Origin of the sequence: Streptomyces sp. SID5643 (assembly GCF_009872555.1) — a bacterium.
Taxonomy (GTDB): domain Bacteria; phylum Actinomycetota; class Actinomycetes; order Streptomycetales; family Streptomycetaceae; genus Streptomyces; species Streptomyces iakyrus.
The window spans coordinates 52,563-66,800 of the sequence record NZ_WWIC01000138.1; the positions used below are offsets into that span (position 1 = coordinate 52,563).

11 protein-coding genes and 1 tRNA gene are annotated in these 14,238 nt (G+C 71.7%); 8 read left to right on the plus strand and 4 right to left on the minus strand.

What is annotated here, in order from left to right:
* Nucleotides 1-90: 90 nt before the first annotated feature.
* From GTY56_RS17060 to GTY56_RS17085, 6 genes are all read left to right on the plus strand, one after another.
* Nucleotides 91-1,299, plus strand: coding sequence for an ROK family transcriptional regulator (locus tag GTY56_RS17060; RefSeq protein ID WP_161366264.1), 1,209 nt, complete (start codon nt 91-93; stop codon nt 1,297-1,299).
* Between the two features lie 293 nt (nt 1,300-1,592).
* Nucleotides 1,593-2,375: an LPXTG cell wall anchor domain-containing protein gene (locus tag GTY56_RS17065; protein WP_202510313.1), complete on the plus strand. Its 783-nt coding sequence runs from the start codon at nt 1,593-1,595 to the stop codon at nt 2,373-2,375.
* Nucleotides 2,376-2,483: 108 nt separating this feature from the next.
* On the plus strand, nt 2,484-3,263 hold the full coding sequence (locus GTY56_RS17070) for an HAD-IIA family hydrolase (protein ID WP_161366236.1): 780 nt from the start codon (nt 2,484-2,486) through the stop codon (nt 3,261-3,263).
* Nucleotides 3,264-3,384: 121 nt separating this feature from the next.
* Nucleotides 3,385-4,161 carry a polyadenylate binding domain-containing protein gene (locus tag GTY56_RS17075; protein WP_161366237.1) on the plus strand — a complete coding sequence of 259 codons (777 nt, stop codon included), beginning with the start codon at nt 3,385-3,387 and terminating at the stop codon, nt 4,159-4,161.
* A 20-nt stretch (nt 4,162-4,181) separates the two neighbouring features.
* The gene (locus tag GTY56_RS17080) at nt 4,182-4,841 is read left to right on the plus strand and encodes a class F sortase (protein ID WP_237524892.1); all 660 of its coding nucleotides are present in this window, start codon (nt 4,182-4,184) and stop codon (nt 4,839-4,841) included.
* A 356-nt stretch (nt 4,842-5,197) separates the two neighbouring features.
* A complete protein-coding gene (locus GTY56_RS17085) occupies nt 5,198-6,235 on the plus strand; it encodes a glycoside hydrolase family 6 protein (RefSeq protein WP_161366239.1) in 1,038 nt (345 codons plus the stop codon).
* 65 nt (nt 6,236-6,300) lie between these two features.
* On the opposite strand, the gene glxA is transcribed toward GTY56_RS17085, so the two are convergent.
* From glxA to GTY56_RS17105, 4 genes are all read right to left on the minus strand, one after another.
* The gene (gene glxA, locus GTY56_RS17090; RefSeq protein WP_161366240.1) at nt 6,301-8,241 is read right to left on the minus strand and encodes a radical copper oxidase GlxA; all 1,941 of its coding nucleotides are present in this window, start codon (nt 8,239-8,241) and stop codon (nt 6,301-6,303) included.
* On the minus strand, nt 8,238-10,238 hold the full coding sequence (locus tag GTY56_RS17095) for a glycosyltransferase family 2 protein (RefSeq protein WP_161366241.1): 2,001 nt from the start codon (nt 10,236-10,238) through the stop codon (nt 8,238-8,240). Before GTY56_RS17095 ends, glxA begins: the two co-directional genes overlap by 4 nt.
* A 326-nt stretch (nt 10,239-10,564) precedes the next feature.
* Complete coding sequence (locus GTY56_RS17100) at nt 10,565-11,278, minus strand: FadR/GntR family transcriptional regulator (protein WP_161366242.1); 714 nt, start codon at nt 11,276-11,278, stop codon at nt 10,565-10,567.
* Between the two features lie 86 nt (nt 11,279-11,364).
* Nucleotides 11,365-11,438, minus strand: a tRNA-Lys gene (locus tag GTY56_RS17105).
* 200 nt (nt 11,439-11,638) lie between these two features.
* On the opposite strand from GTY56_RS17105, the gene GTY56_RS17110 reads away from it, so the two are divergent.
* Together GTY56_RS17110 and GTY56_RS17115 are read left to right on the plus strand one after the other, a co-directional pair.
* The gene (locus tag GTY56_RS17110; RefSeq protein ID WP_161366243.1) at nt 11,639-12,952 is read left to right on the plus strand and encodes a peptidoglycan-binding protein; all 1,314 of its coding nucleotides are present in this window, start codon (nt 11,639-11,641) and stop codon (nt 12,950-12,952) included.
* 84 nt (nt 12,953-13,036) lie between these two features.
* Nucleotides 13,037-14,158, plus strand: a complete 1,122-nt coding sequence (locus GTY56_RS17115; RefSeq protein WP_161366244.1) for an SPFH domain-containing protein — start codon at nt 13,037-13,039, stop codon at nt 14,156-14,158.
* Nucleotides 14,159-14,238 lie beyond the last annotated feature (80 nt).

The window sequence follows — 14,238 nt, forward strand, 5'->3', positions numbered from 1 at the left end:
CCACTTTCACAACGCTGTTGCCAAAGTGCAAGCGCCGGGGACAATGGGGGTGTGAACAGGGCGGACGACCGTACGGGCGGGGTGGGCGGCATGCGCGGAGCGCGAGGGTCGGGGCCGACGGGCCCGGCCGGGCTGGCCACCCCGGTCGGCCCGGTCGGCCGGGGTGGCCAGGGTGGCCCGGGCGGCGGCGGGGTGAACCTGCTCGCCCTGCGCAGCCACAACGCCGCGCTGGTGCTCGACCTGTTGCGGGCGGCCGGGGACGAGGGCATCAGCCGGCTCGAACTCGCCGAGCGCACCGGGCTCACCCCCCAGGCGGTCAGCAAGATCACGGCCCGGCTGCGGGAGGACGGCCTGGCGGCGGAGGCCGGGCGCCGGGCGTCGACCGGGGGCAAGCCGCGCACGGTACTCCGGCTGGTGCCGGAGGCCGGACACGCGGTCGGGGTCCACCTGGACCGGGACGAGGTGCGGGCCGTGCTCGTGGACCTGCGGGGCGCCGTGGTGGGGGAGCGACGGGCCGCACTGGACCTGGGGGCGGGGGCGGAGGCCGTGCTGGGGGCGGTACGGGAGACGGTGGCCGGATTGCCGGCGGCCGGGACAGGTGGGGAGGGCGGCGCATCCCGGCCGGGCCCCGCACGGCCGGACCCCGCCCTGCTCGGTGTGGGCGTCGCATTGCCCGGCCCGCTTGACCACGCCCGGGGAGTGCTGCACCGGGTGACCGGGTTCCCCGAGTGGGACGGCTTCCCGTTGCGGGAGGCGCTGGCGGAGCGGCTCGGCGTGCCGGTCGTGGTCGACAAGGACACCAACGCGGCGGCGGTGGGTCTCGCCGCCGGGGGCCAGGGCGGCTCCTTCGCGTACCTGCACCTCGGCACGGGACTGGGGGCAGGGCTGGTCATCGGCGGCAGTGTGCACCGGGGCGCCAGGACCGGGGCCGGGGAGTTCGGCCACCAGGTGATCCAGCTCGACGGCCCGCCCTGCACCTGCGGGAACCGGGGCTGTGTCGAAGCCCTGTGCCTCGGTGCGGTGGAGCGCGGTGATCTCCGGGAGGCGGCACGGATTCTGGGGGCCGGGGCGGCGAACCTCGTCGGACTGCTCGACATCGACGTCGTGCTGCTCGGCGGCCGGACGGTGGCGGCGGCCCCGGAGACCTTCACGGACGGGGTCGGCGCGGTGCTGGAGGCCTGGGCCGGGCGCACGGGCCAGGACGCCGTACCGGTGCGCGTCGCGGCGGGCGGCGGGGCCGTGGCAGCGGGGGCCGCTGAGCTGGTACTGGGACCGGTGTTCGGACGCGGGGGCGGCTGAAGCGGGAGGGAGAGGGAGGGGGGAGCGGCGCCGAGCTGGTGCTGGGGGCGTTGCCAAGGCCCGGCCACCCAGGGCCCGGTGCCCGGCCCTTGTCCGGGCGGTGACGGCCGACGCCCGGGCACCTGCCCACGCCGCGGACCGGCGTCCTCCTCGCCGGGTGGGCCCGCACGCGCGCGAACGCCCTGGGGCGCAGGTGGGTCTGTCCGCCGACCGGGCGGATCCGCGCCGCCGTTCGGGGACGGTTCGCAGCGATGTCGTCTCGTGGCCCTCTGCGGTCGGAATGTCACATCATCATGCGACTCTGCACGCCCGCTCATCTCTGCCTGGCGGCGGCTACGGCGGCCGCCGCCCTGCTCCCCGGTGCTCATCCGGCGCGCGCGGACGCCCCGGCGCCCGCGTGTGCCGCGCCCGACGACCACACCTTCCCGCTCACCACCCGCATCCACGGCGGGCCGGACTCCTACACGGCCGGTGGCGGGTTCGGGACCTGGTACGTCGACCTGACCAACACGACCGACCGGACCTGCACCGGCATCCACCCCGTCGTCGTCCTCGTCGACGACAAACGCGCCCTGGAACCGTCCCAGCCGCGCCTCGAATTCTTCGAGGGGCCGCGGGCCCACCCCGTAAGGTTCGAGAAGACCGGCGAGGACGAACTCGTCGGGGCGTTCACGGACGAGCAGGACCGGTTCGCCGGGTTCACCGTCGGGCCGGGCGGAACCGTCACCGTGAAGGTGCGGCTCACGCTCACCTCGGACGCCGTGCCCAACGGCGTCACGGCCAACGCCGCGGTGGTGCAGCGGCACGACGACGACGGTGACTGGGTCGGGCAGTCGAACGACTACCGGTTCGGGATCGACGGCGGGGACGCGGGGACCGGAACCGGCACCGACACCGACCCGGACACCGGCAAGGAGACCCGCCCCGACCCCGACGTCTCCGTCCCGCCCCGCGAGGACCGGTTCCCCTTCGCGGAGGAACTGGCGCGGACGGGCACCGGCACGCAGGTCGCCGCCGCCGCGGCCCTGCTGCTCACCGGGGCCGGGATCCTGCTCGTCGCCCGCCGCCGCCGCTGAGCAGGGCGTCCCGCCAGTCGGGACGCCGCACGCGGGCCATTCCGCAAGATCCCGCCACTGTCTAGGCTGGGTCGCACGCTGGACCGCGTACGGCAGGAGATCCCGCACATGGCAGACCGCAAGCCCATCGAATCGTGGCTCACCGACATGGACGGTGTGCTCATCCACGAGGGCGTTCCGATCCCCGGCGCCGACGCCTTCCTGAAGAAGCTGCGCGAGTCCGGGAAGCCCTTCCTGGTCCTCACCAACAACTCGATGTACACCCCGCGCGACCTGCACGCCCGGCTGCGCCGCATGGGCCTGGAGGTGCCGATCGAGAGCATCTGGACCTCGGCCCTGGCCACCGCCCAGTTCCTGGACGACCAGCGGCCCGGCGGCTCGGCGTACGTCATCGGCGAGGCCGGCCTGACCACCGCGCTGCACGACATCGGTTACATCCTGACCGACCACGAGCCGGACTACGTCGTCCTCGGCGAGACCCGCACGTACTCCTTCGAGGCCATGACGAAGGCGGTGCGGCTCATCCTCGGCGGCGCCCGGTTCATCTGCACCAACCCCGACGAGACGGGCCCCTCCACCGAGGGACCGCTGCCCGCGACCGGCGCGGTGGCCGCGCTGATCACCCAGGCGACCGGCAAGAAGCCGTACTTCGCGGGCAAGCCGAACCCGCTGATGATGCGGACCGGGCTGAACGCCATCGGGGCGCACTCCGAGACCAGCGCGATGATCGGCGACCGCATGGACACCGACGTGCTGGCCGGCATGGAGGCCGGGATGCAGACGTTCCTGGTGCTCACCGGCCTGACCCGGCCCGAACAGGTCGAGGACTTCCCGTACCGGCCGTCGCAGGTCGTGGACTCGATCGCGGACATCGTCGACCGGGTCTGAGCCCGGGCGCCGGCACACGAGGGGCCCAAACCCGTCGTCACCCGTACGGAGCAGCCGCCACGTCCCTGAGGATGCGGCGGCCCACCGTGCGGGGGAGGCTCCAGGCATCTGGAGGTTCACGATGGGTTCCCTGCGAGTCACTGTCTGTACGAGCGTCCTGGCCGTCGCCGCCCTCGCCCCCTCGGCGTACGCGGCGGACGGGTGGAGCGTCTCGGTGAACCCGGCGGCCCCCGCCCCCGGCAGTGACGTCACACTCCGCCTGACCGGCTGCGCCCAGCGGACGGCCCTGGCCGCCTCGGCGGCGTTCGTCGCCGATGCCCGGCTCACCGTCACGGGAGCGCGCGAGCTCGCCGGTGAGAGCCGCGTCCGCTCCACCACCGAGGCGGGTTCGTACGCCGTGCGGATCACCTGCGGTACCGCGCAGCAGACCGCCACCCTCACCGTCCGGGACGGCGCGGCGCGGCGGCCCGGCACCGCACCGCTCCCCGTGCCCGGAGCCGGCGGGCAGCGGCCCGCGCACGGTGAGCCGGCCAACGGTGAGGCCGGGCAGCAGCCCGCGCACGGTGAGCCGGCCAACGGTGAGGCCGGGCAGCAGCCCGCGCACGGTGAGCCGGCCAACGGTGAGGCCGGGCAGCAGCCCGCGCCGGAAGGGGGTGGGCAGCCGTCCGCTCCCGGCCGTGACCGGGAGGCGTTCCCCTCGCACCGGCCCGGTGCGCCGGCCTCGCCCGTCGCCCCCGTCCGGGCGGGCGGTGGCGGTGCCGCCGAGCTCATCGCCGCCGAGGAGCGGAGCGCCGGTCCCGGCGCGGCGCAGGGGGTGACCGGGCTGGTGCTCGCGGGGGCGGCCGCGGCGATCGTCCTGCTGCGACGCGGTGTCCGCCGGGGCCGCGGGACGGACTGACCATGCAGGATCGCGATCACATGGAGAGACGCTTCTCCGGCACCGGCCGCCTGCTGACCGGCATGGCCTGGGTCGTGCTGCTGCTCGGACTGTGGCTGTGGGGCCGCGAGGTCACCGAGATGCGGCACGGCATCTCCGCCCCCACCACGGGCGACATGGCGGCGGCCGGACGGCCCCCGGACATCAAGCTGCCGCCCGAGCACCGCCCGCTGGGGGACGCGCTGCCGCAGCGCGTCGACATCCCCGGGCTCGGCGTCCAGGCCCCCGTGGTGGCCCGCGGCCTCGATGCCCAGGGGGCGCTCGACCCGCCGCCGTACGACCAGCCGGGCGTGGTCGGCTGGTACGCGGGCGGGGTCGCGCCCGGGGCGGCGGGCACCGCGCTGATGGTCGGTCACGTCGACACCGACACCCGGCCGGCCGTCTTCTACAAGGTCAGTGCCATGCGGCCCGGCCAGACGATCCGGGTGCTGCGGGCCGATGCGAAGGTCGCCGAGTTCACCGTCGAGTCCGTCCAGGTCCTCACCCGCGACCGCTTCGACGCCCACCAGGCCTACGGGCCCCGGGAGTCGGGGCGTGCCGAACTGCGGCTGGTCACCTGCGGCGGCAGCTTCGACCGTACGACCCGCAGCTACACGGCGAACGTGGTCGTCTCGGCGTACCTGACGGGAACCGGCCTCTGAGGGACCCGGCGGGGCCGGTGCGGGCAGCCCCGGGGCCACCCAACCCGGTCGACGACCCGCTCCCCCTCGAAGCCGCCGACCGGGCCGGTCCTCGACCGCGCGCACGGGCTGCCGGAGTAGCCCGGCGGGCTGCGCGGGAGGCCACGGGAGTCACGGCGGGTGAATCTCTGGCCGAAGGCCGGGCACGTGCTGGGAAGACTCTGGAACCGAAGGGCCGCACCGGCCCAGAGGTCGGATAACGCCAAGTCCCGGCACGGTGGCGCTGCGTCATGCAAACAGGTGGAGTTCGCCTCGTGGGTGCTGCGGGACGTATGTCAGGATTGAGACTTGTCACGCTGCACCCAAGGGGGATTTGGATGTACGGCAGCAGGGGGGCCGGGGGGTTCGCCGGGAGGCGGATGTCCGCAGTGGTGCTGGGGGCGGCACTGCTGATCACGGGGTGTTCCTCCTCCGACGGAGGAGACGGATCGGACGGGCCCGCCGACGCGGGCGCCGGAATCACCCAACAGCCCAAGGAGAAAGCCCCGTTCTGGGTCAATCCGGACGGGACGGCGGCCCAGCAGGTCGCCGAGCTGGAGAAGTCGGACAAGAAGCGGGAAGCCGAGCAGATCCGCAAGATCGCCGAGCAGCCGACCGCCGAGTGGATCGGCCCGGACGACCCGGAGCAGCAGACCCGCGGCCTCACCGAAGCCGCCGACAAGGCCGGCCGCACGGCCCTGCTGGTCCTCTACAACATCCCGCACCGCGACTGCGGCCAGTACTCGCAGGGCGGCGCCGCCGACGGCAATGCCTACCGCGACTGGGTCGACGGCGTGGCCGCGGGCATCTCAGACCGGGCCGCCACGATCGTCCTCGAACCGGACGCGCTGCTCCACCTCGTCGACGGCTGCACGCCCCAGCAGTTCCACGAGGAGCGCTACGACCTCCTCAAGGGCGCCGTCACCAAGCTGAAGTCCTTGAAGAACACGAAGGTCTACCTCGACGCGGGCAACGCCGGCTGGCAGAACCCCGACCAGATCTTCGAACCGCTGAACCGCGCGGGCATCGCACAGGCTGACGGCTTCTCGGTCAACGTCTCCAACTTCTACTCCACCGAAGACTCCATCGCCTACGGCAAGAAGCTGTCCGCCAAGGTCGGCGGCAAGCACTTCGTCATCGACACCAGCCGCAACGGCAAGGGCCCCTACACCGACGGCAACCCCGACGAGCGCTGGTGCAACCCGCCGGGCCGCTCCCTGGGGGAGACCCCGACGACGAAGACGGCCGACCCACTGGTCGACGCCTACCTGTGGGTGAAGCGGCCGGGCGAGTCGGACGGCGAGTGCAAGGGCGGACCCAAGGCCGGCCAGTGGTGGGCGGACTACGCCCTGAAGCTGGCGAAGGCCACCGGCTGACCTTCCGCACCAGACATGACGAAGGGGCGCCCTCCTGACCGGAGGGCGCCCCTTCAGCCTTTCGGCTACGGCACCTTGACCCACTGCGCCTTGCTCGGCGTCCCGTCGGCGTCCGTCACGAACATCATGTACCAGCCCGCCTGGACCAGGTTCCGGTTCTCCGGCACGGTCACGGTCAGCTTGCTGCCGGACGCCTCGAAGTCCAGGGCGATGGACCGCTGGTCGACGTCGGTGACGTGCGTGGCGGCGCTCGGCCGGATCAGCCGGACCTTCTTGACCTTCGCAGCGTCCGACGAGGTGAACGTCCCCGTCCCGCCGCGCTCGATGGTCTGCGGCCCGCCCGACAGCGAGGGCCGGTCCCCGTCGCCGTAGAGGTACGGCGGCGTGTAGATCTCGATGCGCTGTTCGAACTCGCCCGGCTTGGTGTTGGCCGCGTCCGCGTAGAGCGAGTCGGAGCCGAAGAACATCACGCGGCCGTCGGGCAGCAGGATCGAACCGGAGTGGTAGTTGCGGCCCACGAGCGGGTCGGCGACGCGCTTGAGCTCGTTCTTCTCCGTGTCGTAGAGCCGCGCCTCGAAGATGTTGGAGTCACCGCGTCCGCGGTAGTCCTCCGAGCCGCCGGAGATCAGCACGCTGTCGTCGGGCAGGACCGAGGCGTTCGGGTAGCGCGTGCCCTTGTCCAGGGACGGGCCGTCCTCGAAGCGCGGGGCCGCCTTCTTCAGGTCGACGATCCGGGTCTTCTCGCTGGACTCCTCGGACTCGCCGACGCCACCGCCGCCGACCACCATGTACTTCTCGTCCTGCGCCGGCGGCAGCAGCACCGTGCCCGAGGTCTCCATCAGCGTGGGGTCGCTCAGGCCCGGGATCTTCGAGAACTTGTTGGTGTCGACGTCCCACACGCCCGGCTCACGGCCCACGTCGTCCGGCCCGTAGCCCGCGTTGGACCCGGAGTAGAAGACCTTGCCGTTCTGCATGAGGAACAGCGCCGGGTACGTCGGGAACTGCCGGACCTTGTCGGTGTAGGTCCACTTCTTGGTCTTCGGGTCGAAGACCTCGTTCTTGCCCGGGACCAGCTGGCCGATGTCGTCGAGGCCGGAGACGCTGAGGATCTTCCCGTCGCTCAGGGTGGTGAGCGTCGGGTACCAGCGGGCCTCCTTCATCGGGTCGACCTTGATGTACTTCTCGGCCACGGGGTCGAACTCGAAGGCGTCCCGGATGCCCTGGAAGTCCTTCTTGTCCAGCGCCAGCTTCTGCGCGATGCCGTAGGTGTTCTTGGCGTCGGCGCCCTTCAGGCCGTGCACGCGGTAGTTGTCCTGCGTGCCCGTCTCGTACTTCTTGCCCCGCTTCTGCGCCTCGACGTAGATCCGGCCGAGGCCGGGGTCGTTGCGCAGGAACCTGCCGGTCGCCTTGTCGAAGACCTTCTTCGCGCGCGGCACGAGCACCGGGTCCTTCGAGACGAAGGTCTTGCCGTTCTCCTTGCCCGTGAACGTCGTTCCGGCGGGCAGCGTGATCGGCTTGTCCGGGTTCTCGTTGTGGACGATCATCAGGCCGCCGGCCTTGGTGACGTCACCCTTGAGCTTCTCGTAGCGCTTGGTGCCGCCCGCGATCAGCAGGTTGCCGTTGGCGAGCTGGGTGTGGCCGGTGCAGAACAGGTCGGCCGGTGTGGGGACCTTCTTGATGGTGCCCTTGACCGGGTCCCAGATCCGGGTGTCGAACTTCTTCGCGTCGAAGTTGTCCTGGTCGTTTCCCGACCCCGCGACGAGCAGCACCTTGCCGGTGCGCAGCAGCGCCGCGTGGATGGTGTTCTGCCGGTACTCCTCGGGGAAATCGATGATCTCCCACTTGCCGTTCGCGGCCTTGTACTCCGGCTTGTTGATTGTGTACTGGTGGTATTTCTCGGTGCTGAAGCGGTAGAGCCACGGCCCGTTCATCCCGGCCAGCGCGAGTACCACCGCCGTGCCGATCGCGAGTCGACGGGCCCGGCGGCGGCCTGCACGGTCGTTCATTCCTTACGTCCCCCAAGTCCACCAAGGGCGATCTGCATGGTCTGGTCGGTCCCCCCGACCTCCCCGTGTGCGCCCGGGGTGGCGGCCCACGTGGGCTTCTGCTGCGGGACGTGCCCGGACGGCTGCTGCGGGATGGGCAGCGGCTGCGTCCGGTTCGGCCCGGCAGGGTCCTGCGGCTGTCCCGCGGCATGGGCGGCGGGCTTCTTCGCGTCCTGCCGCAGCTGCCAGCGCCAGGCGAACACCGGCGAGGCGGTGATCAGCAGCGCGAACGTCGCCCAGATGATCATCGCGGGGTGCGAGTGGCCGAAGACGAAGCCGGCCGCGATCGACCCACCGAAGATCGCGACGAAGTACCAGTGGTAGCGGAACGTGCCGAACCAGCGGTCCGGGCTCGCCGAGTCGCCCTTGGGCGTGACCACGAACTTGCTCTTGCGCCGCAGCACGGAGTCGATCAGCGCCTTCGCGTACAGCGGCGCCGACAGCGCGGACATCACCATGCCGGCCACACCGCCGGAGCCCTCCGGCTCGTGCGGCGAGACGTTGTGCCGGCGGTTCCAGACGTACAGGCCGATCTGGAGGGCGGAGGCGTTGCCGTAGAGCATCAGCCACACGGCCGGGTCGATGTTCACACCCGAGGCGCCCAGGCCCAGGAACAGGCAGCAGCTCAGCGCCGCCAGGATCCAGTTGAGGGCCGACATCGGGTAGAAGATGATCATCATCGTGTAGTTGAAGAGCTTGCTCGGCGGCAGCGAGTACCAGCCCTTCCAGTACTGCCCGATGATCGTCTCGTACGTCCCTCGCGACCAGCGCATCTGCTGGGTGAAGAAGTCCGTCCAGGCGCTGGGGCCCTCACCGACGGCGAGCACGTCCGGCGTGTACACCGAGCGCCACTTCTTCCCCGTCGCCGGGTTCTTGTGGCGGTGCATCTCGAAGCCGGTCGCCATGTCCTCGGTGATCGAGTCGTACAGACCGCCGATCTGCTTCAGCGCCTTGATGCGCACGGCGTTGGACGTGCCGACGAACATGGGGGAGCCGTAGCGGTTGCCGGCGCGCTGGATCAGCGCGTGGAAGAGGAACTGCTGCGACTCGGCGGCCTTGGTGATGGGGTTGTCGTAGTTGCCGTAGACCTGCGGGCCGATGACGAAGCCGACGTCCGGGTCGCGGAAGAAGCCGAGCATCCGCTCCAGGTAGTTGGGCAGCGGCACGTGGTCGGTGTCGACCGAGGCGAAGAAGTCGTAGTCGTCGCCGTGCGCTTCCAGCCAGGCGTTGTAGTTGCCGTGCTTGGTCTTGGCGCGGTGCGGGCCCTTGGCCTGGTTCCACTTCGCGACGCCCTTGCGGGAGAAGTGGTGCACGCCGAGGCGCTCGCAGACCGCCTTCACCTCGGGGTCGTCGCCCTCGTCGAGCAGCCAGACGTGCATCAGACCCCGGTGGCGGATCCTGACGGCCGCCTCCAGGGTCTTCGTCACCATCTCCAGCGGCTCCTTGCCGGGCACGAAGGAGGTGAGGAAGGCCACTCTGGTGCCGGTCTCGGGCACCACCGGGATCGGGTCACGGGCCACCAGCGTGGCGTGCGCGTTGGACAGCACGTTCATGCAGCGGAAGAACTCGATCAGGCCGATCGAGACGAGCATCACCATGTCGAGCGCCGGCAGCCAGTCGAAGGCCGGGTAGTCGCGCTCGGTCCAGTGCTCGGGCTGGAGCAGCCAGAACAGCAGCACCAGGGACAGCACCGGGGCCGCGGCCAGCATCAGGGCGACCCGGATGCGGTGCGGTTCCTGCGAGATCAGCGAGCGGTACTGCACCTTGTAGGGCTTGCCCGGATCGGGCTGGGTGAGGGGACCCGCGAGCCGGCTGTAGTGCTCGTAGTCGTACCTCGGCAGGGTCTTCTTGATCCGCCGGAACGTCCCCGTCGTGCTCATCCGGTGCCCCGGCACCCTGAGCTGAGTGGTCTGGGGCGGGTCGTTTTCCTGCCGGGCACCCGTGGGCCTCGACGTCATGAGTCATCCCCCCACACGCGGACAGCCGCGTGTTTCGTAGCTTCTTACCGTCTGCTCCAGGTCCCCCTCGACCTTCACAGACGTATCAGTGGTGGATCGCAGTCACCACGTCATCCACACCCTATAGACACGGCAACGCGACCTTCCGGTTGCATGATGCCCCCCACGGCATCCGTTCATGAACGCGGGCCCCTACCCCCGCTCAGTCTGCAACCGGCCCGAAAGCCCCCCAACTGCCGCGAAACCGCAGCATCCTGTAAAACCAGATGACCAGGGTTCTACGGCGTTCACCATGATCGCAAGATGCGAAACACGGTGGTTACCGGTCAAACGCGTTCATTGTGACGGGTGTGGGGGCCCTGTGGAGCCGTTGTGGACAGGCGGGCGCGGATGTTGCCGAAGTGTTCTCTTATGGCCTCCTCCGCCCGCATCGCGTCGCCGGACCGCACCGCGTCGAGGATCTCCCGGTGCTGCCGGCAGGTCACCTTCGGGTCCTGCGGCTCGCCCCCGAGGTCCGTGCGGACCCGGTGGAAGGCGTCCCAGAACGCCTCCAGGACCTCGCACAGCAGCACGTTGTCCAGCCCCCGGTAGAGGGTGGCGTGGAAGGCCCGGTCGGTCTCGGCGAGGCCGGCTCCCTGCGCGGCCTGCTCTTCCATACGGTCGACGAGCGTGTCCAGTTCAACGAGGTCGGCCTCCGGCATCCGGCCGGCGAGCCGGGACACCAGGCCCGTCTCCACCGCCTCCCGCAGTTCCAGCAGCTGGAGCAGGGAGTCCTCGCCCCGGTAGTGCCCGGCGACCGTGCGGAAGGCGAGGCCTTCGATCATCGGGGCCAGGGACATCGGGCCGACGTAGGTGCCGAAGCCGTGCCGGATCTCCACGATGCCCATCGCCTGGAGCGCCTTCAGTGCCTCTCGCACCGAGTTCCGGCTGGCGCCGAGGTACTCCATCAGCTCGGGCTCGGTCGGCAGCGGGGCCCCGGAGGCCAGCCGGCGGTCGATGATGAGCTTCTTGATCCGCTCCTGTAGGTCACGCGCTGCCATGGCGAGAGGGTATCCGGCCAGAGAGCGGCGGGCTCCGCACAGGCATACAAAAGGCCCCCCGCTTCCGCGAGGGGCCTTCCGGTCGGTGCGCCGCCAGGGACTCGAACCCCGGACCCGCTGATTAAGAGTCAGCTGCTCTAACCAACTGAGCTAGCGGCGCCTGCTGACGTCGTAACTCTACAGGACGTGCGGAGGTGCTCCGCACCACCCGGACCGGGGCCGGGAGGGGGCCCGTAAGGCACCCGCGTACATCATTCGGACCGTCAGCATGCGCGTGCGGAGGACAGTTGCGAAACTGACGACGCGCGCCCTCCGGTGCTCGGGCGCCGCATTTTCCGCCGGAAGTGTGAGGGGAATCGCATGGAGTCTCCGGTATTCGAGGAAATCGACCCCGCGAGCGACTGTGACTGCCCCGGCTGCGTCCACTGGCGTCGTGCTCTGCCGCATTCCTGGTCCGGGCGGACCAGTACCCACCCCGCCGCCCACCGGGCCCTCGCGCTGGCGGCCGTGGCCTCCGCCGCCCTGGGCGCCGGTCACGCCGTACCGGCCGCCGCCGCCCCGCACGCACCCCACCGGCCGGGCGTCTGGGCAGGTGACGAGCCCGACAGCCCCCAGGGCGGCTCGGCCCCGCTGCACGGGCCGGGCGGCCGTCCGGCGAAGCCGTCCGTCGCTCCCAAGCCCACCGCCATCACCCGCACGGAGATCATCAACCGGGCCAAGACCTGGGTCGCCGCGAAGGTGCCGTACAGCATGAGCGCCTTCTGGTCCGACGGTTACCGGCAGGACTGCTCCGGATATGTCTCGATGGCCTGGCGGCTTCCCGGAAACGAATGGACGGGCAGCCTCGCCCAGTACGGGGAGCGCATTTCCAAGGAGGAACTCCAGCCGGGTGACATTCTGCTCTTCCACAATGCGTCCGATCCCGCGAACGGCTCACACGTCACCATTTTCGGCGGCTGGACGGACGCCGCGCACACCCACTACACGGCCTATGAGCAGACCCGCCCGCACACCCGCCGCCAGTCCACGCCGTACGCCTACTGGAACGACTCCGACCGGTACGTGCCCTACCGCTACAAGGGCGTCACCCCGGAGGAGCCGGTGCCCGGGAAGGACGGTGGCCTGCCGGGCGCCCCGGCCGTCACGCCGTATCCGGGAGCGGCGTATTTCGGCCCCGGCGCGAACAACAAGTACGTCACGCTGCTCGGCCGGATGCTCGTCACGCGCGGGGCCGGCGGCGCGTACGCCTCGGGTCCGGGCCCGCGCTGGACCGACGCCGACCGCCGGGCGACCCGGGCGTTCCAGCAGGCGCAGGGCTGGACGGGCGCCGACGCCGACGGGCTGCCCGGCCCGCGCACCTGGGAGCTGCTGGTCACCGGCGAGGGCAGGGACGTGAAGGACGGGGCGGTCGGACCGCCGCCCGCCTCGCACGGCGTGCCCGGCTACCCGGGGCGGGCGCTGTTCCGCCCCGGCGCGGACAACGCCTACGTCACCCGGCTGGGCAGGCAGCTCGTGCTGAAGGGGTTCGGCCGGTTCTACAAGGTCGGGCCGGGACCGCGCTGGACCGAGGCGGACCGGCGTGCCGTCGAGGCCTTCCAGCGCACCCAGGGCTGGCGGGGCGGCGCGGCGGACGGCTACCCGGGGCCGGAGACCTGGCGGCGCCTCTTCTCGTAGGGCCCGCGGTCCGCCCCGGCCCGTGCGGGCGGTCCCTCACCGACCACTGTTGTGACGCATCTGGCGCGGAGGCTGGAGGCACGCATGAGTACGACCACTTCCCACCCGTCCGAGCCCGACGGGCCGGCCGACGGACCGGCCCGGCCCGGCCGGCTGATCCAGAACGAGGCCACCACCGAGATCCCCGTCCACCTGCTGTTCCGCGACGACCCCGCCCCGGCGACGGTGCCGCTGAAACCGGCGGTGGTCGGCCGCCGGCAGGGCACGGGGGAGCAGCCGCGCCTCAGGCGCCCGGCCCTCGCCCCGAAACGCCCGGTGCCGCAGGTCGACCCCGACCTGGTGGAGCGGCCCGCGCGGGTGCTGCCCGGCGCGGCCGGTGTACTGGCCGGGGTGTGCGGTGCGGCGGGCTGTGCGGCCACCTCCTGGTGGGCCGGGGTGCTGCCGCCGCTCGTGGTGGAGGCGCTGCGGCTGCCCGCGATCGCAGGAGCCGGGCTCGGTCCCGCGCAGTGGGCGGCGTACGCGGGGGCCGGGGCGCTCGGGCTGTTCGGGCTGGGCGGGCTGGCCCGGGGCCGGACCGGGCGAGCCTGGGTGCTGGACCTGTTCGGCCGCTACCGGGGGACCGTCCGGCGCTCCGGCCTGCTGTGGGTCAACCCGCTGCTGCTGCGCCGCCGGGTGGACGTACGGCTGCGGCACTGGCGCAGCGAACCGGTGCCCGCGGCCGACGGGAGCGGGGTCGCGCTGCGGGTGGTCGTCCTGGTGGTGTGGCGGGTGCGGGACACCGCCCGGGCCACGCTCGGCGTCGAGGACCACGAGACGTATCTGCGCGAGTGCGTCGAGGCGGCGCTGGCCCGGGTGCCGGTGGAGACGCCGGGCGGGCCGCGGGTGGCCGGGGACGCGGCGGCCGAGACGCTGACCCGGCTGGTGGCGACGGACGCGGCCCCGGTCGGCCTGGAGGTGTTCTCCGTGCAGCCGGTCCGGGTGGAGTACGCCCCCGAGGTCGCCGCCGCGATGCACCGCCGCCGGATGGCCGCGCTGGACGCCCAGCACCGGGCGAGCGTGCTCACCTCGGTCGTGGACTCGGTGGAGGACACGGTGACCCGGCTGACCGTGCGGGGGCTGGTCGAACTCGACGACTACGAACGGAAGGCACTGGTGAAGGACCTGACGGTGGCGTTCTGCGCCGGCCGGGGCGAAACAGCTCCGTGATTGGTATGGACATGTTCAACTAGCGGCCATAATCTCAGACTTGGTCTAGACCTACACGCACGGCTCACCGAACTTCCCCC